This window comes from Rodentibacter caecimuris (assembly GCF_010587025.1).
GTDB classification, from domain to species: domain Bacteria; phylum Pseudomonadota; class Gammaproteobacteria; order Enterobacterales; family Pasteurellaceae; genus Rodentibacter; species Rodentibacter caecimuris.
The window spans coordinates 2,326,144-2,345,539 of sequence record NZ_CP040863.1; the positions used below are offsets into that span (position 1 = coordinate 2,326,144).

Here is a 19,396-nt window from a genome sequence, read left to right on the forward strand (position 1 = left end):
TCTTTTTAACCTATTAATTCAACCTGTAATTTTTGTAAAAGATTTGTGAAAATTTGCGGTTCATCACAAATTTGGAAAAGAAAACGGAGTATAATCAAGCCGTTTTTCAATTTGGTTCTGTGCGAACCAAGTTCCGTATCAACCACAATGGAGTATTTATATGAGCGAACAACTACGCCAAGCAGCATTGGATTTTCACGAATTTCCTATTCCGGGAAAAATTGAAGTTACCCCGACCAAATCATTGGCAACCCAGCGCGATTTAGCCCTCGCTTATTCTCCCGGTGTGGCGGAGCCCTGTTTGGAAATTGAAAAAGATCCCTTGGCGTCTTACAAATATACGGCGCGCGGAAACTTAGTGGCTGTGATTTCAAACGGTACGGCGGTATTGGGGTTAGGTAATATCGGCGCACTTGCAGGAAAGCCCGTTATGGAGGGAAAAGGGGTATTGTTTAAAAAGTTTGCCGGTATTAACGTATTTGATATTGAAGTAAATGAACATGATCCTGATAAATTAGTGGATATTATCGCTTCTCTTGAGCCTACTTTTGGCGGCGTAAACCTTGAAGATATCAAAGCACCGGAATGTTTCTATATTGAGCAAAAATTACGTGAGCGAATGAATATTCCCGTATTTCATGATGATCAACACGGTACGGCAATTATTAGTGCCGCCGCAATTATTAATTCACTTCGTATTATAGGCAAAAAAATTGAAGAGGTACGACTTGTTGCATCAGGTGCGGGTGCCGCTTCAATCGCTTGTTTGAATTTATTACTTTCCCTCGGAATGAAACGTGAAAATATCACAATTTGCGATTCAAAAGGTGTGGTATATAAAAACCGAGGTGATCGCATGGATCAAACAAAAGAAGATTATGCGATTGCAGATAACGGATGGCGTACGTTGGCAGATGCCATTCCGAATGCGGATATTTTTCTTGGTTGTTCAGCCGCAGGGGCATTGACACAAGATATGGTTAAAACCATGGCAGCGCATCCGATAATTCTTGCGTTGGCTAACCCTAATCCGGAAATTACCCCGCCGGAAGCTAAAGCCGTTCGTCCTGATGCGATCGTATGTACAGGTCGATCCGACTACCCGAATCAAGTAAATAATGTACTTTGTTTCCCGTTTATTTTCCGTGGAGCCTTGGATGTTGGGGCGACAGCAATTAATGAAGAAATGAAGCGGGCGGCCGTTTATGCGATCGCCGATCTTGCCCTTGAAGAACAAAATGATGTAGTGACTTCCGCCTATGGAGGTAAAGGCGTGACATTTGGGCCGGAATATGTGATTCCCCGCCCATTCGATCCTCGCTTAATTGTTCGTATCGCACCGGCGGTGGCAAAAGCAGCAATGGAATCCGGCGTGGCAACACGTCCTATTGATAATTGGGCTGAATATACCGAAAAACTCACTCAGTTTGTTTATAAAACCAGTTTATTTATGCGTCCGATTTTCAATCAGGCAAAACAATCTCCGCAGCGTATTATTCTTGCCGAAGGGGAAGAAACGAACGCGCTACATGCTACACAAGAAGTTGTTTCTATGGGATTGGCGAAACCGATTTTGATTGGTCGTGAAAGTATTATTGAAGAAAAAATCAAAAAACTTGGTTTACGCTTACAACCTGGTGTTGATTTTGAGATTATCAATAATGAAAACAACCCTCGCTATGAAGAATGTTGGAAATACTATTATGAATTAACGAAACGAAAAGGCATTACCCAAGCGATTGCTAAACGTGTCGCTCGTTCAAATACAACCGTACTTGCCGCAGTTTTAGTTAGCCTTGGTTATGCAGATGGTTTGATATGTGGCTTATTCGGTTCTTACGCTAAACATTTAGCCTCAATTCAAGATATTATCGGTTTAAAAGAGGGCGTGAAAATTCCGGCAACATTACAGAGTTTGGTATTGCCGACCGGTAATGTATTCTTAACGGACACCCATGTAAACTTAGATCCGAATACGGAAGAGCTGGCTGAAATTACGCTAATGGCGGCAGAAGAAGTGCATCGTTTCGGAATCGAACCTGCGGTTGCATTGCTTTCGCATTCAAATTACGGTTCATCTAACGAATTAGGCGCACCGAAGATGCGTGAAGTCTTGGAAATTGTGAAAGCTCGTGATCCTAACTTGATGATCGATGGTGAAATTCGCGGTGATTTAGCGATGAATGAGGCTCACCGTAGAGAAATTATGCCGGATAGCCCGCTAAAAGGTTCTGCAAACTTGTTGGTTTTCCCGAATTTAAGTGCGGCGCGTATTAGTTACAGCTTGCTACGCGGTACAACAACCGCGGTGACTGTCGGTCCTATCCTTATGGGGGTAAATAAATCCGCCCATATTTTAAATCCGTCAGCCTCCGTTCGCCGTATTATTAATATGATTGCTTACGCAGCGGTACAAGCACAGCAAGATTAGCTGTTTTATTCATGAAAAGTGCGGTTAATTTTAACCGCACTTTTTTGTTTTATTTATTCGCCAAAATGACTGCTCTTTTAGGTGCAGGGTAGCCCTCAATTGTTTTACTGTGATCATTCGGATCTAAAAAATCAATGAGGCTTTCATTTTCCAGCCAATCGGTTTTACGTTGTTCTTCCAGTGTTGTAATGGCAACGTCCACACAGCGAACGTTGGTAAAACCCGCTTTTTCCAACCAGTTTATTAAGGCGTGAACGGACGGAATAAAATATACGTTTTTCATTTTTGCGTAGCGATTGGTCGGTACGAGAACGCTATTGACATCGCCATCAATGACTAGGGTTTCCAGCACTAATTCTCCATCTTTTTTCAGCTGATTTTTTAGCTGGGTCAGATGGTCCAAGGGCGATTTTCTATGATAAAGTACGCCCATGGAAAAAACCGTGTCAAAAGCGGCAAGAGGCTGCATTTGTTCTATGCCTAGCGGAATAAGGTTTACGCGCCGATCGTTGTTTAATAATTTACGTACGGCTTCAAACTGGCAGAGAAAAAGTTCGGTAGGATCAATGCCTACCACCATTTTTGCTCCCTCACCCAGCATACGCCACATATGATAACCGCTACCGCAGCCCACATCTAAAATAGTGCGATCTTTTAATGGGGCAAGATGTGGGAGAAGACGATCCCATTTAAAATCGGAACGCCATTCGCAATCCACATGAATACCGAATAAATGATAAGGCCCTTTCCGCCAAGGCATGAGCTGTTTTAAATGGTGAATGACGCGTTGTTTTTCACCTTCTGAGAGCGGAGAAGTGCGGTCGGATTTCACTGCATTTTTGAGGTCAATCCTCTCAGCATGTAAATCAGGCAGAAAATCCACGACTTTTGACCATTTTTCATAGTCACCATGGGTTTGTTTTTCCCACGCTTTGAGTTGAAGGGGGAGGGTATCCAACCAATCGGATAATGGGCTTGTCGCGATTTGTTGATAAAATGGGCGAAAATCGATCATTTTGGTTCCTTACGGGCTTTTTAGCGCAAAATAATCCTAGAAAAGGTATTGAGGATCTAAGAAAGCTCGCATTCTACCTTATTTAGATTTATTATTCTATTTGTGAAAATAAGATTCAGAGACAAGAAATAATGGATGCCGTAGAGTTATTGATGAATGTAACCCCCAATGAAACGCGTATTGCATTAGTGGAAATGGGCGTATTAAAAGAAGTCCATATTGAACGCCAGGCAAAGCGCGGTATCGTAGGGAATATTTATAAAGGGCGGGTTACGCGCGTATTACCCGGAATGCAGTCCGCATTTGTGGATATCGGTTTGGAAAAAGCGGCTTTTTTACATGCTTCCGATATTGTATCTCATACTGAATGTGTGGATGAAAATGAGCAGAAACAGTTTAAAGTAAAGAGTATTTCGGAACTGGTACGTGAAGGGCAGGATATTGTGGTTCAAGTGGTAAAAGATCCGCTAGGCACAAAAGGCGCGCGCTTAACTACCGATATTACATTACCTTCCCGCTACCTAGTGTTTATGCCGGAAAACAGTCATGTAGGCGTTTCACAACGTATTGAAAGTGAAGAAGAGCGTTGCCGCTTAAAAGCGTTGGTGGAACCCTTCTGCGATGAATTGGGCGGGTTTATTATTCGCACGGCGACCGAAGGGGCGACAGAGGAAGAACTCCGCCAAGATGCGGAATTTCTCAAACGTTTATGGCGCAAGGTATTAGAGCGTAAAAGTAAATATCCAACCCGTTCAAAAATTTATGGTGAGCCGGCATTACCGCAGCGTATTTTGCGTGATTTTATCGGTACAAGATTAGAAAAAATTCGTATTGATTCCAACATTTGCTTTAACGAAGTAAAGGAGTTTACCGATGAATTTATGCCTGAATTAAGTGATAAACTTGTACTTTATACGGGAAATCAACCGCTCTTTGATGTGTATGCTGTGGAAAGTAGCATTCAGCAAGCCTTGGATAAACGTGTTAATTTAAAATCCGGCGGTTATTTAATTATTGAGCAAACGGAGGCTATGACCACTATTGACATTAATACCGGTGCATTTGTGGGTCATCGAAATTTAGAAGAAACCATTTTCAACACCAATATTGAGGCAACAAAAACCATTGCGCAGCAACTTCAGCTACGTAATCTTGGCGGTATTATCATTATTGATTTTATTGATATGCAGCTGGAAGATCATCAAAATCGAGTGTTGGAATCATTACAGGATGCTTTGGCTAAGGATCGGGTGAAGACCAATGTAAACGGCTTTACCCAACTTGGTTTGGTGGAAATGACGCGTAAACGAACCCGTGAAAGTCTGGAACATATTTTATGTGATGAATGTTCGGTATGTCGCGGTCGCGGTCATGTGAAAACCGTGGAAACCGTGTGCTATGAGATTATGCGGGAAATTATTCGTGTTTATCATTTATTCAGCAGCGAGCAATTTGTGGTATATGCGTCTCCTGCTGTTGCGGGATATCTCATTAATGAAGAATCTCACGGGCTGCTTCCTGAAGTGGAAATGTTTATCGGTAAACGTGTTCAGGTGAAAACCGAGCCGTTTTATAACCAAGAGCAGTTTGATGTTGTGGTGATGTAGTAAGCTAGGATCAAGTTAAAAAAGAGCGGTCAAATTGACCGCTCTTTTTAGTTTATCGTCGGCTAAACATCATAAGTTCCCATCACAACCGCTTGCTCTAAAATATGACCTTGCATGGCAAAATGAAGATCATTGAAACGAAAACCCGGTTTAACATCGAGTTTGGTATCGAGGGCATACACAATCAACTCATAACGATGTAAACAATTCGGGGGAGCCATACCACCGTAAGCGGAGGCCTCATCAAGTTCAAATTTGCCTAACACACTTGCCCAAGAATTCGCACCTTGTACATAATCCGTTGCGGTTTGGCTTTCGTTTTCTTGCACACTTGTGCGTTCAAGATTGGCGATTAACCAGTGAATCCAAACAAATCCGCTTGCGGTAATCGCGTCTTTATCTTCAAGTACCACGGCGAAAGATTTTGTACCTTCCGGCGCACTTTTAATTTCAAAGGGAATGGAATAGGTAGGCATACCGTTTGGGCTAAATTGGGTTCCACGTTTGCCGTATTTGTCTTCAAATACCCCATTTTTGATGGCAGAACTGGTTACGATCATCATATTCTCCTTATTTTGGTTAATGAGCGATGGTTTGAAATACTAGCATATCTCACTGAGAAAACTACCGCCGATGATATTAAGCCAACAAATAGATGCTCTGATAAGGCATTAATAGCACTTTATTTTCTTCTAATGACAACTCATCATAGTTATTCATTAATACCTCGCCTTTCACATTTAACTCAACAGATTGCGGTTGATGGCTCAAATTTGCCAACACAGTGAGGGTTTGTTCGTTAGCTTGACGTTGATATGCCCAAACGGACGGGTGATTCGGGAGTAAATCGGTGTAATTGCCCTCGGTTAAAATTGGTAATTCCTTACGAAGTTTAATTAAGCTTTGGTAGGTGTAAAACACCGAGTGCTTATCCGTTAATGCTTTTTCTACATTGATTTCAGTATAGTTGCGTGCCACATCGATCCAAGGTTGGGCGGTGGAAAAACCAGCGTTTTCACTCTCATCCCATTGCACCGGCGTGCGGGAATTATCACGGGATTTTTGTGCCAGAATTTTAATAATCAGATCGTCATTTATGCCTTTTTCTTTCAGTTCCTCATACGCATTTAAACTTTCCACATCACGATATTTTTTAATTGTCGTGAAATTCGGGTTCGTCATACCAATTTCTTCACCTTGATAAATATAAGGCGTGCCCTGCATACCGTGAAGTAGCATGGCTAACATTTTGGCAGACGTAGTGCGAAGTTCGCTCTCGTCGCCAAAACGTGAAACAATGCGGGGCTGATCGTGGTTGCACCAAAATAGCGCATTCCACGCTCTGCCGTGCATTCCCTGTTGCCAATAGTTGAAAATTGATTTTAGTTCGACAAAATCAGGCTTGGCGTATGTCCATTTTTCACCGTTCGGGTAATCCACTTTGAGGTGATGAAAATTGAACGTCATAGACAATTCCGTGCCGTTTAAATTTGCGTAACGTTGGCAATGTTCAAGACTGGTGGAAGACATTTCCCCCACACTCATCAAGCTGTAAGGCGTGAGGGCATGTTGATTGAGCATTTGCAGGTATTCGTGGATCTTATGTCCATCGGTATAGAAACGGCGACCATCTCCCTCGAAATCATCTTCAAAATGTTCAGGTTTAGAAATCAAATTCACCACATCCAAACGTAATCCGTCAATGCCTTTTTCTGCCCAAAAGCGGCAAATTTCAAACAATTCTGACCGCACTTTGGGATTTTCCCAATTTAAATCCGCCTGCTCGGGGGCGAATAAATGCAAATAATATTTTTGCGCTTTATCCGACCATTTCCATGCCGAACCACCAAATTTTGATTTCCAGTTAGTGGGTTTTTCACGCCAAATATAATAGTCATGGTATTCGCTTTGTGGGTTTTCTCCCTCTTCAAACCAACAGTGGAATGTCGAGCTATGATTAAATACCATATCCATTACAACACGAATATTGCGTTTATGGGCTTCTGCGATCAGTTGCTCGAAATCCGTCATCGTACCGTAGCTCGGGTCAATTTCACGGTAATTGGCGATATCGTAACCGTTATCAATTTGTGGAGAAACATACATAGGCGTGATCCAAATGCCATCAATGCCGAGCGTTTGTAAATAGTCCAAACGTTTAATGATACCTTGAATATCGCCTGTGCCACTGCCTGTCGTATCTTGGAATGATTTTGGGTAGATTTGGTAGATAACACCGTTTTTCCACCATTGGGTATTGTTATTCATCGTTGCTTTCTCGAGGAGGCTGCGTAGAGTTGAAAATTTACGCACCTTTAAAAATAAGGGAAACATTGACCGCCTGTCTGCATGGAATGTTGTTCCAGCACTGCGAAAGTGCGGTCGTTTTTCTGTAAGTTTTTTAGCTTAAGCTAACTCACCCGCTTTCTCTTTGCGTTTATACACAATTGTCGTCAGTACAAATGGGATAACAATCGCTGCGAGCATTGCAATGCCGAATACCCCCCAATATTGATATTGAACGGAAAGAATACCCGGTAAACCTCCCACCCCAATACTACCGGCTAACACGCCGGATAAACCGCAGATTAATCCTGCTACGGCAGCGCCAATCATGGCACATAACATTGGAAAGCGATATTTGAGGTTAATTCCATACATGGCAGGTTCGGTCACGCCGAGATAAGCGGAAAGGGCGGCGGGAATTGCCACTTCGCGAGATTGCGCGCTTTTGTTCACATAGAGAATACCGACTACCGCAGAGGCTTGTGCGATATTGGATAAAGCGATGATTGGCCACACCGGCGTACCGCCGATACTTTGGATCATCTGCATATCAATGGCGAGTGAGGTTTGATGTACACCGGTGACCACAAGCGGTGCATAGAGAAAACCGAACAATGCCGCACCGATTGGGGCAAAATCTCCCGTCATAGCATGTTTCACGACAAAGGCTACACCATTACCGATTTCACGACCGATAGGCCCGATAATGCTATGGGCGAGAAACACGGCAAGGATAATGGATACGACAGGTACAATGATGAGATTTAAGAAATCAGGTACGATTTTTGTCATAAAACGCTCAATGTAAGAGAGCATTAAACCTGCCATAATTGCCGGAATCACTTGTGCTTGGTAGCCTACTTTTTCAATACTGAACCAACCAAAATCCCAGGCTTCCGGCAATTGTGAACCGAGTGCGTACGAGTTCATGAGTTGCGAGGAAACCAGGGTAATTCCAAGGATGATACCTAAAATAGGCGAAGTCCCCATTTTACGGGCGATAGACCAACAAATCCCCACCGGTAGGAAATGGAAAATGGCTTCACCAATCAACCATAAAAAGCTGTGCATACTGTTCCAGAACGGGCTGATTTGGGTCAGTGTCTTGCCATCGAACATTGCAATATCGCCGATTACATTACGGAAACCGAGAATCAAACCACCGCTAATTAATGCCGGTAGAAGAGGAATAAAAATATCCGCCATGTGTGAAATTAGGCTTTCATACCATTTTTGATTTTGACGTGCTGCCGCTTTTACTTGCTCTTTATCTACGCTCGTTAAGCCTGTTTTATTTAATAAAATTTTGTAATAGTCACTCACTTCCTGACCGATCACAACTTGATATTGCCCGCCGGTCGAAAAATTTGCTTTTACCATTGGTAAGGCTTCAATCGCCTTGGCATCAACCTTAGTTTCATCATTTAACACGAAGCGTAAACGGGTAATGCAATGTGTCACCGTTGCAATATTTTCACGTCCGCCAATTGCTACTATCAGCTTATCCACATTTTGAGGATCAATTTTCTGTTTAGCCATAAAAAACCTTTTTAGTATAAAAATTAAACCGCCGAGAATTATACGCTTTAGCTTTATAAAGTAAATGGGAACGTTCCCAATTTAAATGAAGTTATCTTGGAAATGTGATGAAGATCACAAATTGAAAGCGTTAAGTGCGGTTATTTTTTGCGTTGTTTTCAGCAATCATACTTTTATAGCAAATGAAAGGAGACCAGCCGCTGTTCTACGGTTTTGTTTCCGTGAATTTGTGTGAGTAGCAATTCCACCGCCCAAGTGCCTGCCTGCTCATAGCCAAAATCAAGGTTGATGAGATTGGGGACGAAATGTTCTAAAAGAGGATTTTGCCCAATATAAGCAAGGGGAAGAATTTGTTGGCTCTCCTGTAAATATTTTACGGCACCAATGGCAAGACTTGTGGTGGCGCATAACACGGCATCAAGCGGTTGGGTAAGCTTCGCACAATGATGATAGCCGGCTTCAATATCAAGCTCAGTCAGGGCAAAATTTGGCGTAAGCTGATGACGACGACAGAAATTTAAATAACTTTGAGTACGTAATCGTCCCGTCGTTTCATCTTGGTCGTGTATGCCGAGATAACCAATGTGTTTGTATCCTTGGGCATAGAGTTTATCCATGAGGGCATTAATTGCGTGTTGATCATCATAATGCACGCAAGAAATATCCTTAAAATAACGGGCAATCACAACGATATTGCCTTGCCATTGCTGCAATATTTTTTCGGAAAGAGGAGAAAACCCAAAGACAATGACACTATCTACTTGGCGTTGTTTGAATAACTTGAGATGGTGGGCAACTTGTTTTTCATCGAACTGACTTTCAACAATGATCGGCGTAATTTTTTGGCGGTAAAGTGCGGTCAAAATTGCCCGTAATGTTTGGGATTCACCGCTTGAATTGAGTTTCGAGACAATAATCCCGACTACGGGTTCTTGTGCGCCGCGCATAGCCCGAGCGGAGCGGTTTGGGCTAAAACCAACGGAGTCAATGATCGTTTGGACTTTTTGTCTTGTGGTTTCGCTGACTTTAGGATCGTGATTTAAAACTCGGGAAACGGTTGATTTCCCAACTTGGCAAAGTTTTGCAATATCCTTAATCGTGTAATTTTTTTCCATCTCGGATTAATTTTTTACAGAGTAAACTTTAAATTTTGAAGTTTGTGCCAATACGTCAAACGTCCCAAAATGTTGTTGTAATAAATCGGGATAAGGCAGGAAAGCATTCGCTACAATACGTAATTCTCCCCCTTGATTTAAATGCCGTTTCGCTTGAGTAATCAGTGTGTTTACTGCTTGATAAGCCGTATCAATCCCATCGTGGAACGGAGGGTTGGAAATGATGAGGTCAAATTTCCCTTCAATATCGGAGAAAACATCGCTGGCAAAAACTTCAGCGTCCAACCGGTTTTCTGAGAGGGTTTTGCGGGCTGATTCCAAAGCCATCGCATGAATATCGGTCATCGTAACATTTGATTTCGGGTTAATTTTTTTTACCATTGATCCGATTACACCGGCTCCGCAGCCGAGATCAAGCACTTTACCTTTAATTGATTGGTTGAGCGTAGAAAGTAAAAGTGCCGTCCCCACATCTAATTCATTTGCACTGAATACCCCTGGTAAACTATGGACTGTTAAACCATTGAGTTGAGGATGTTGGTAGGTTTTCCAAAAAGTATTGAGGGAAAAGTGCGGTCGTTTTTTCAGGGAAAAATGATATAAACCGCAACGGCGGGCGGAATCAATTTTAGCAATATCACCAAACGGTGAGAGGATTTTTTCTGCCGAACGTACACCGCAGCGGTTTTCACCAATGATGAGGATTTCTTGTCCGTCTTGTGCATTGGCAAGGAGTTGCATTAGCTGGAATTGTACTTCTTGCTTGTTTTTTGTCCAATAATAAACAATGAGATCTGCTTTACCTTGAAATTCAATGGAAAAATTGACAGCACTTTGGGTGCGGGCATAATCAAAATAGCAGCTCCAAACTTGAACGGATTGGCAATGTGGTGCCAATTTTTGTGGAAATTGATCCTTAATGCCACCGCTAAGTAGCACAGATTTACGGTAAAAAAGGGAAAGATGGCGTTCTAAAACTTCAGTTTCAAGGGACATCACGCTTTGAATCCTGTGGATTATTAGTTAGAATTAGGCGTTATTCTAGCAAAGATAACGCTAATAAAACATTTTTCATTAGTGTTATAGACAATTATTATAAGGAATTTTTTATGAAAAAAATCGTATTCGCGGCAACCATGGCTGCTTTATTATCAGGTTGTCAATTAATTGAACAGATACAAGGTAAAGCTCAAGCTCCTTCTAAAGTTGAAGCGACGCCTGAGCAGATTGAGATGTTCAAAAAATTAGATGAACAATTTGAGCGTGTTAAAAAAACCGGTACTGAAATTGAATTTAATGGCGAAAAATATGTGAAACAAACGAGAGCGGTAAAAGGCGATGACCCTCGTTTTATTAGCTTAGCCGTGAGTGTTGACCGTTCAAATCGTAAATCGGTAACCAGTGAAACGTTTTATCTGAAAGATCTCTCCCATATATCGATGTTGACAACAAAATATTTGGATTCCAATAAAAAAGTATGTGATTTGCAAACGTTAAGTTATGCAAACGCTGCTTACTATGCATGTGATGGTAATAATTTTCAGCGTTTCATCGCCGTAGTGCATAAAGAAAAAAATATTCTGTCATTTCGCAGTCTAAAAACCTATCAGAAAAAACCAACGGAAGCGGAAGAAAACGCTATTGTTAAGAGCTTAATGAGTTATCCGTTTGATGCAATTTCTCGTTAATTAAAAAGATGGAAAGACGCAATCTTCTTTTAAAAGAAATGGGGATAACCCAATGGAAACTTCACCGTCCTGAGATATTTCAAGGGGCGGTGGGAATTACTGTGGCGGAACATATTCGTTTTGTGGTGGTATCCGATGAAAATGTGACTACATTTCCTTTATTTGAAGATATATTAATGAGCCTCGAATTAAAGCAAGCAGATTGTTTGTGTTTGAATTATGAGCAAATTCAACATCTTGAGTTAAACCATTCCGTACGCTATTGGCTACTTGCTGAAAATACGGAGAAAATTGACCGCACTTTACCTCATTGCTTGCACGCTGAACGTATTTATCGCTCACCGTGTTATCGGGATTTCCAATCTTCCCCCGCTGCTAAACGGGAACTTTGGCAACAAATTCAACAAGTTTAATCATATGCCTCAAATTTTTACTATTGAAGAATGCGATTTTGAACGTTTGTACGAGATTGAACAACAAGCGCATTTAGTGCCTTGGTCTTTCGGAACGCTAAAAAATAATCAAGGCGAGCGGTATTTGAATCTGAAATTGGTTAAAGATCATCGAATTATCGGGTTTGTCATTTGCCAAAAAGTATTGGATGAAGCCACCTTGTTTAATATTGCGATTGAGCCTGCTATGCAGGAGAAAGGATTAGGCACATTCCTGTTGAAGGCGTTAATGGAACGGCTTAAAGCGCAAGGCGTTCAAACCCTATGGCTTGAAGTGAGAGAATCTAATCAGGCTCGTTGGCTCTATGAAAAACAAGGATTTAATGAAGTGGATATTCGTAAAAACTACTATCCGATGCCTGATGGCGGAAGGGAAAATGCCGTTGTGATGGCGTGTTATTTGTAAAAGTGCGGTCGTTATTGAGGAAATAACGACCGTTTTTTACTAAGTTTTTTGAGGAGGAAAGAGAAATGGATTAAGGCCGCTACGGGAAAACCCTTTTTCTTCCATTTCTACGTCTAAGAAAATAGAGGCTAAATCATCGGCGACCGCTTCTACATTAGGATCTTTTTCTTGGAACATCATTTTCAAATAACTTTCGCAACTGCCGCAAGTTTCTGCACGGATCAAAGATAATTTTTCATTTAATGACCACATTTCTAATTTATCGTGTCCATTACAATTAGTGCATTGAGCGCGTACCAGATTCCATTCACTTTCACATAAGGCACAGTGTAGATAACGTAAGCCTTGTGATGAGCCGATGTGGATCATACTGGATACCGGCGTAGATCCGCAAACAGGGCAATAGTGGATATTTTCCGTATTTTCCAAACGGCTTGCGTGAGGAATTTGTTGGGCTAATTGTAACCAATAAAGAGAAAGTGCCGCCCAAATAAAAACGGCTTTGTCGCTACTGACTAAATTAAATTCTTCCGCTAACAGCTGATCCGCCATCTGTTCCAGTTCTGCCGTGCCGGCTTTTTCCAGCGATTCAATGGTTGCGATAACTTGTTCATTTGCTTTGGGTTTTATCTCATGCAAGATTTCGCTGAGATATTCACGCCAGATGCCATTACGCTTGAACGTTCTTGCATTAAGCGGCTTGACACCAATTAGCTGTTCTAAGTTTTGTTTTTCGAGCGGATTTTTTTCTAATGTATTTAGCTGACTTTCAACGATGTTTGCAGCAAAAAGCAAATAGTCGGCAAGTGGGTGTGCTTTTGCCAATTCTGTTAAACGTTTTGCCCGGCGCTGATAAAGATTTTTAGGATTGGCAAATAGCACGGCCGGTGTTTCATAAGAATTTGTTTTTTGTTGTTTAATTTCGGATTCTGATAGGATTTTGATACTCATAATGCCTCTTCAATAATAAAAAGTGCGGTCATTTTTAACCGCACTTTTGGAGTCCGTTTTGGACTTAGTCCGCAATACCTTTAAATAAGGCTTTAGGTTTTTCACCTTTTATTTGACGTTCTCCGTCTTTTTCCAACTCAGGGAGTATTTCTTCACGATACCAACGAGGGTGATGTTTTTTCGCCCAACGAACGGTTACCCAACCTTCCACAATACCGCGAATCGAGCCTTTTACCCAAAACGCCATGTACATATGTACCATAATGCCGGTAAATAGCATAAAGGCACTGGTAGAGTGGAGAAGAATCGCAATTCTTAATACCGGAATTGAGAAGTAGTGAGAAAAGTATTGACGCCACATAATGATGCCGGAAGCTAACAAAGTAAACATTGCCAAGATCAATGTCCAAAACAACATTTTTTGACCAAGATTGTATTTTCCGTTATCCGATACGGCGTGTTCATTACCTTTTAATACTTCCGTAATCCCTTTTAACCAACGAATATCATTTTTCTCCGGAACATTGTGATGCCAATATAATGAACATAAGAAAATAAAGGCAATAAACATTAAAATTCCGGTGAAAGGATGAACTGCACGCGCCAGTTGTGGTGTGCCTAAAATATCCGTTAGCCAGGCAAAATCAGGGAAGAAAAACGCCACCCCGGTAAACATGGTGAGGAAGAAAGTGATCACCAAAAACCAGTGACTTAAACGCGCAGGAATTCGATGACGAACGATACGAGTATCGTTAGTAATTTCAAATTTACTCATCTTCTTTTCCTCCGTGTTTCTCTTCGTTCTCAAATTTTTCATGGTGATCTTCGACATCGGTCTCAACATTTGGGCCAACAGTTAAGTAATGGCCAAGCTCAGCTAAGGCTAACCCACCCATTGCGACAGCCGCAACCGGTTTTAACACATCTTTCCATAAGGTGATACTGAGGTCGATTTTCGGATCTTTCGGCAGACCGTTGTAAAGTTCAGGCTTGTCAGCATGGTGCAGCACATACATCACGTGTGTACCACCAACGCCCGGCGGATCATAAAGTCCGGCATTTTTGTAGCCGCGTGACCTAAGATCGGCAACGCGTTGTTCCGCATAGATCTTCATTTCTTCTTTTGAACCGAAACGAATTGCACCTGTCGGACAGGTTTTAACACAAGCCGGTTCTTGACCGACAGAAACGCGATCGACGCAAAGGGTACATTTATATACGCGATTGTCGTCCGGATTCATTCGAGGAATATTGAAAGGACAGCCTGCGATACAGTAACCGCAACCGATACATTTATCCGATTGGAAATCAACGATACCGTTTTTGTATTGGATAATTGCACCCGGTGCAGGGCAGGCTTTTAAACAACCCGGTTCCGAGCAGTGCATACAACCGTCTTTACGAATTAACCACTCTAAACGATCGTTTTCTTCCACTTCGTTAAAGCGCATAACTGTCCATGCTTTTGCATTAAGATCAACCGGGTTGTCATAAACGCCGACGCATTGTGCATTGACATCGGAGCGGATGTCATTCCACTCCGAGCAACCCACCTGACAGGCTTTACAGCCGATACAGGTGGAAACATCAATTAGTTTTGCCACTTCAACTTTATGATCTCGTGCATGTGGAGCCGGTGTGAGATCTGATGTTGCGGAGATCTTAATAATATCTTGAGATTGTACACTCATCGTTTATGCCTCCGCTTTCTCAATGTTTACCAAGAATGTTTTGTATTCCGGTGTTTGTGTATTGGCTTCACCCCAAGATGGAGTGAGAACATTAGTGGAGAATCCACGATTACCTTTACCATTTAAGGCTTTCATATTCCAGTGAATCGGAATACCTACATGGTGAACCGTTTTGCCGTCAATTTCCAGTTCTTTCAAACGTTTGGTAACAACGGCAACCGCTTTGATATAACCACGTTTTGATGTGATTTTCACCATATCGCCTTTTTGAATACCTTTTTCTGCGGCTAATTTTTCCCCGATTTCCACAAATTGTTGTGGCTGGGCAATAATGTTAAGCGCAGATTGTGCAGTCCAGCTGTGGAAGTGTTCGGTTAAACGATAAGTGGTCGCCACAAATGGGAACTCTTTGTTTGATCCGATAAATTCACGGTCTTCCTTGTAAATACGCACGGTTGGATCGGTCACCACATTTGGATGGAGCGGGTTGGTATCAATCGGGCTTTCAACCGGCTCATAATGCTCAGGCATTGGGCCGTTATTGATTTTATCTACGGCAAATAAGCGACCTACACCTTCAGCAGACATAATAAACGGACCTGCCTCAGAACCCGGTGGTTGAGTACCATAGTCGGCAACGTCAAACCAGTTCCAGTTTTTACCGTTCCATTTGATTAGCTGACGATGTTTATCCCATGGTTTACCATTAATATCTAAGGAAGCACGGCTATAAAGCACACGACGGTTTGCCGGCCAAGCAAAGCCCCAACCGACTGTACAACCTAAGCCGGATGGATCCGAATTATCCCGATTCGCGGTTTGGTTTCCTTTTTCCGTCCATTGACCTACGTATAGCCAGTTACCCGATGTAGTAGTACCGTCATCACGTAAGTGAGAGAATCCATTGAGTAATTGCCCTTTTTTATACATCAGGTTGCCGTTTGGATCATAAAGATCTTCAAGGGCATAACCATTTAATTCTTTTGCTAATTCTTCCGCACTTGGCGAGTGTGGTTGCGCGTAATTCCAGGTCATTGCTTCAAAAGATTCAATACCGCGACCGCCTTCTTCTTTGTAGAGTGCGTGCATTTCTTCACGAATCATTGAAAGAATATCCACATCCGGTAATGCTTCACCCGGTTGATCACAGCCTTTCCAGTGCCATTGCGCCCAACGGCCGGAGTTGGCGATTGAACCATCTTCTTCCGCAAAACAAGTGGTTGGTAGGCGGAATACTTCGGTCTGAATATCCGCAGGATTCACATTGTTTGATTCACCAAAGTTTTTCCAGAATTCAGAACTTTCGGTTTGAAGCGGATCAAGCACGATTAAGTATTTTAATTTGCTCATACCTGCAAGGGTTTTATTCTTATTCGGTAATGAATTCAATACGTTAAAACCTTGCAAGATCCAACCGTGCAACTCGCCATCATTCATTAATTTCACATGAGTGATAGGGTCGTATAAGCGATCTGTTTTCGGTAAGAAATCAAAGCCCCAACCGTTTTCTTTGGTCGCATTCTCACCATAGAAGGTTTTCATCATACTCACAAAGAATTTTGAGGTATTACGATAATAGTTGATTTGACCAGGAACGATGTCTTTTGGCGTGATCGCATTGATATATTGCTCATAAGATGAGTCTTTATCGTTTGGTAAACGCATATAACCGGGTAGGGAAGTCGGTAACAATCCCATGTCTGTCGTACCTTGTACGTTTGAGTGTCCTCGTAATGCGTTAATACCACCACCCGGCATCCCCATATTACCTAATAGTAATTGGATCATTGCCATCGAACGGATATTTTGTGTACCGATAGTATGTTCTGTAAAACCGAGTGCATATAAATGCGTCATGGTTTTATTTGGTTTTGAGGTTTCACCGATTTCTTCACAGATTTGTAAGAATAGTTTTTGTTTTACGCCGGTTACGCGTTCGACCATTTCCGGTGTGTAACGAGAAACGTGTTCTTTCAATACATTAATCACACAACGTGGGTTTTGTAATGTCATATCACGTTTAACCTGACCATTCTCATCAAATTGGTAATTCCATGTTGATTTGTCATAGTTACGCTTATCCGCGTCGTAACCTGAGAATAGTCCGTCTTCAAATTTAAAGCCTTCGTTGACTAAGAAAGAAGCGTTAGTATAGTGTTGAACATATTCGTATTGAATCTTATCATTTTCCAATAAGTAACGAATCACACCCATTAAGAACGCAATATCGGAACCGGAACGAATCGGCGCATGAAGATCAGCGATAGAGGCTGTACGGTTAAAGCGTGGATCGATAACGATGATTTTTGCACCGTTTTTCTTCGCTTCAATCGCCCAACGGAACCCAACAGGGTGGGCTTCGGCAGGGTTACCGCCTTGAACAATGATTAAATCGGCATTTTTGATGTCAACCCAGTTGTTTGTCATGGCACCGCGACCAAATGATGGAGCAAGACTTGCTACCGTTGGTCCGTGTCAAGTATTAGCTTGGTTACATACCGGCACCATCCCGAGCATTCGAATCCATTTTTGCGTTAGTAACGCGGCTTCATTGCTCATTGCGGAGGCTGTCATAATCCCAGTGGTTGACCAACGGTTAACGGTTTTCCCGCTTGCATCGGTTTCTATAAAATTGGCATCGCGATCATCTTTCATTAAGCGGGCAATACGTTTAATTGCCTCCTGCCAAGAAAGGCGTTCCCATCTGTCTGAACCTGGTGCACGATATTGAGGATATAAAGAACGGCTTTCACTGTTTACATAATCTAGTGCGCCGGCACCTTTCGGACAGAGTGCGCCACGACTAATCGGATGGTCTGGATCACCTTCAAGGTGAAATAATTTTGAACGGATATTTGTACTTGTGTAGCTGCTTAAGCCCGTATTCGGTTTGCCTGTACTATAAAGCAACATACCGCAACTGACGGCACAATATGTACAGGTGTTACGAGATTCATAGGCGCGTAATAATTTATATTCACGCGGCGCTGCTAACGCGTTTGCCGGAGCAAAACCTAACATAGCAGCGGAGGTTCCCGCCATACCACCTGCACAGATCTTAAAGAATTTTCTTCTTGAGACCTGCATAATCACTCCTTTCAACAATAGGTTGTTGAGATATTATTAGATAGTAAAGAAATTCATCTAGAAAATTTAGTTGATTTCGTTAGAATAACGCCGATCAACAGACTAAATTGAGTATAAAAAAACATCAATTTAAGCTTGTCGTAGAATACCTATTTTTTAGTGATAAATCCATAATCAAAATGCATTATATCCACAAAATACGTGACTAAGATCACGAAATTAGCAAGAAAACTTAACATTTTCGTTACATGATTAATAGGCAGGTTATCAATGAATGGGTTAATTGAACAATCCATCAATTTTTTTTTAAAAAAGCCAAAAACATCAGAAAAATCAACCGCACTTTTACAAACAAAAAACGATTTGCTCGCTGTTGAAACCCCGGTTTCACTTGTTTATAACGGTATTTCTCATGCTGTGATGATGTGTTCTCCGCAGGATTTAGAAGATTTTGCTTTAGGTTTTTCTTTAACGGAAGGCATTATTAATCAACCTGCTGATATTTATGGTATTGATGTACAAGAAGTGTGTAATGGCATTGAAGTGCAAATTGAGCTTTCCAGTCGTCAATTTATGGCACTTAAAGAACATCGACGAAATCTTACCGGACGTACGGGGTGTGGAATTTGTGGCACGGAACAGTTAAACCAAGTATATAAAAACTTTCCTAAATTAGACCGCACTTTTCAGTTTGATGTTAGTTTGCTCGATAATTGCCTTTCTACGTTGCAGGAAAATCAACAATTAGGTAACCAAACCGGTGCAACCCATGCCTGTGCATTTTTTGATTTACAAGGCAATATACTTGCTATTCGAGAAGATGTTGGACGTCATGTAGCATTGGATAAACTGCTTGGTTGGTATGCTAAAACCGATAAACAGGGTTTCATTTTGACATCAAGTAGAGCAAGCTATGAAATGGTGCAAAAAGCAATTTCATGTCGAGTAGAAATGTTAGTCGCAATTTCCGCGGCAACGGATTTGGCGGTAAAAATGGCTGAAACTCATCATTTGACATTGGTAGGGTTTGCAAGAGAAGGTAAGGGGAATGTTTATACAGGAAAAGAGCGGTTAATTTTTTAGGTGTTTTTCGCGATAAAGTGTTTCATTAATTCTTATCATAAAAAA

The 19,396-nt window shown here is 41.7% G+C and carries 16 protein-coding genes; 6 read left to right on the forward strand and 10 right to left on the reverse strand.

The window, feature by feature from the left end:
• Window positions 1–160: 160 nt before the first annotated feature.
• On the forward strand, window positions 161–2,431 hold the full coding sequence (locus FEE42_RS11385) for an NADP-dependent malic enzyme (protein ID WP_164028640.1): 2,271 nt from the start codon (window positions 161–163) through the stop codon (window positions 2,429–2,431).
• Window positions 2,432–2,480: 49 nt separating this feature from the next.
• Here the strand turns inward: FEE42_RS11385 and cmoB are convergent, their stop codons facing one another.
• On the reverse strand, window positions 2,481–3,446 hold the full coding sequence (cmoB, locus tag FEE42_RS11390; protein WP_059367304.1) for a tRNA 5-methoxyuridine(34)/uridine 5-oxyacetic acid(34) synthase CmoB: 966 nt from the start codon (window positions 3,444–3,446) through the stop codon (window positions 2,481–2,483).
• Between the two features lie 131 nt (window positions 3,447–3,577).
• On the opposite strand from cmoB, the gene rng reads away from it, so the two are divergent.
• The gene (rng, locus tag FEE42_RS11395; RefSeq protein WP_059367302.1) at window positions 3,578–5,053 is read left to right on the forward strand and encodes a ribonuclease G; all 1,476 of its coding nucleotides are present in this window, start codon (window positions 3,578–3,580) and stop codon (window positions 5,051–5,053) included.
• A 62-nt stretch (window positions 5,054–5,115) separates the two neighbouring features.
• Here the strand turns inward: rng and FEE42_RS11400 are convergent, their stop codons facing one another.
• The 5 genes from FEE42_RS11400 to rsmC all read right to left on the reverse strand — a co-directional run bounded on the left by FEE42_RS11400 (window position 5,116) and on the right by rsmC (window position 10,992).
• Window positions 5,116–5,613, reverse strand: a complete 498-nt coding sequence (locus FEE42_RS11400; RefSeq protein ID WP_059367300.1) for a YbhB/YbcL family Raf kinase inhibitor-like protein — start codon at window positions 5,611–5,613, stop codon at window positions 5,116–5,118.
• Between the two features lie 79 nt (window positions 5,614–5,692).
• Window positions 5,693–7,321 (reverse strand): alpha,alpha-phosphotrehalase, encoded by a 1,629-nt coding sequence (treC, locus tag FEE42_RS11405; RefSeq protein WP_164028642.1) that lies wholly within the window; start codon window positions 7,319–7,321, stop codon window positions 5,693–5,695.
• A 138-nt stretch (window positions 7,322–7,459) separates the two neighbouring features.
• The gene (gene treB / locus FEE42_RS11410; protein WP_164028643.1) at window positions 7,460–8,878 is read right to left on the reverse strand and encodes a PTS trehalose transporter subunit IIBC; all 1,419 of its coding nucleotides are present in this window, start codon (window positions 8,876–8,878) and stop codon (window positions 7,460–7,462) included.
• A 173-nt stretch (window positions 8,879–9,051) separates the two neighbouring features.
• A complete protein-coding gene (locus FEE42_RS11415; protein ID WP_059367291.1) occupies window positions 9,052–9,993 on the reverse strand; it encodes a LacI family DNA-binding transcriptional regulator in 942 nt (313 codons plus the stop codon).
• A gap of 6 nt (window positions 9,994–9,999) precedes the next feature.
• Window positions 10,000–10,992 (reverse strand): 16S rRNA (guanine(1207)-N(2))-methyltransferase RsmC, encoded by a 993-nt coding sequence (rsmC, locus tag FEE42_RS11420; protein WP_059367289.1) that lies wholly within the window; start codon window positions 10,990–10,992, stop codon window positions 10,000–10,002.
• A gap of 110 nt (window positions 10,993–11,102) precedes the next feature.
• Between rsmC and FEE42_RS11425 the strand changes: the two genes are divergently transcribed.
• From FEE42_RS11425 to rimI, 3 genes are read left to right on the forward strand one after another with little or no spacing between them, the layout of a single operon-like run.
• Window positions 11,103–11,681: a membrane lipoprotein lipid attachment site-containing protein gene (locus FEE42_RS11425; protein WP_059367287.1), complete on the forward strand. Its 579-nt coding sequence runs from the start codon at window positions 11,103–11,105 to the stop codon at window positions 11,679–11,681.
• An 8-nt stretch (window positions 11,682–11,689) separates the two neighbouring features.
• Complete coding sequence (holD, locus tag FEE42_RS11430) at window positions 11,690–12,094, forward strand: DNA polymerase III subunit psi (RefSeq protein ID WP_059367286.1); 405 nt, start codon at window positions 11,690–11,692, stop codon at window positions 12,092–12,094.
• Between the two features lie 4 nt (window positions 12,095–12,098).
• On the forward strand, window positions 12,099–12,539 hold the full coding sequence (gene rimI / locus FEE42_RS11435; protein WP_135968803.1) for a ribosomal protein S18-alanine N-acetyltransferase: 441 nt from the start codon (window positions 12,099–12,101) through the stop codon (window positions 12,537–12,539).
• A gap of 39 nt (window positions 12,540–12,578) precedes the next feature.
• Here the strand turns inward: rimI and fdhE are convergent, their stop codons facing one another.
• From fdhE to fdnG, 4 genes are all read right to left on the reverse strand, one after another.
• The gene (gene fdhE, locus FEE42_RS11440) at window positions 12,579–13,490 is read right to left on the reverse strand and encodes a formate dehydrogenase accessory protein FdhE (RefSeq protein ID WP_164028645.1); all 912 of its coding nucleotides are present in this window, start codon (window positions 13,488–13,490) and stop codon (window positions 12,579–12,581) included.
• 64 nt (window positions 13,491–13,554) lie between these two features.
• Complete coding sequence (locus tag FEE42_RS11445) at window positions 13,555–14,265, reverse strand: formate dehydrogenase subunit gamma (RefSeq protein ID WP_135968805.1); 711 nt, start codon at window positions 14,263–14,265, stop codon at window positions 13,555–13,557.
• Window positions 14,258–15,181, reverse strand: coding sequence for a formate dehydrogenase subunit beta (fdxH, locus tag FEE42_RS11450; RefSeq protein ID WP_059367276.1), 924 nt, complete (start codon window positions 15,179–15,181; stop codon window positions 14,258–14,260). The genes FEE42_RS11445 and fdxH overlap by 8 nt, the downstream gene beginning before the upstream one ends.
• Window positions 15,182–15,184: 3 nt before the next feature.
• On the reverse strand, window positions 15,185–18,268 hold the full coding sequence (gene fdnG, locus FEE42_RS11455; protein ID WP_164028647.1) for a formate dehydrogenase-N subunit alpha: 3,084 nt from the start codon (window positions 18,266–18,268) through the stop codon (window positions 15,185–15,187).
• Between the two features lie 270 nt (window positions 18,269–18,538).
• On the opposite strand from fdnG, the gene fdhD reads away from it, so the two are divergent.
• Window positions 18,539–19,351 (forward strand): formate dehydrogenase accessory sulfurtransferase FdhD, encoded by an 813-nt coding sequence (gene fdhD, locus FEE42_RS11460; protein ID WP_059367269.1) that lies wholly within the window; start codon window positions 18,539–18,541, stop codon window positions 19,349–19,351.
• Window positions 19,352–19,396 lie beyond the last annotated feature (45 nt).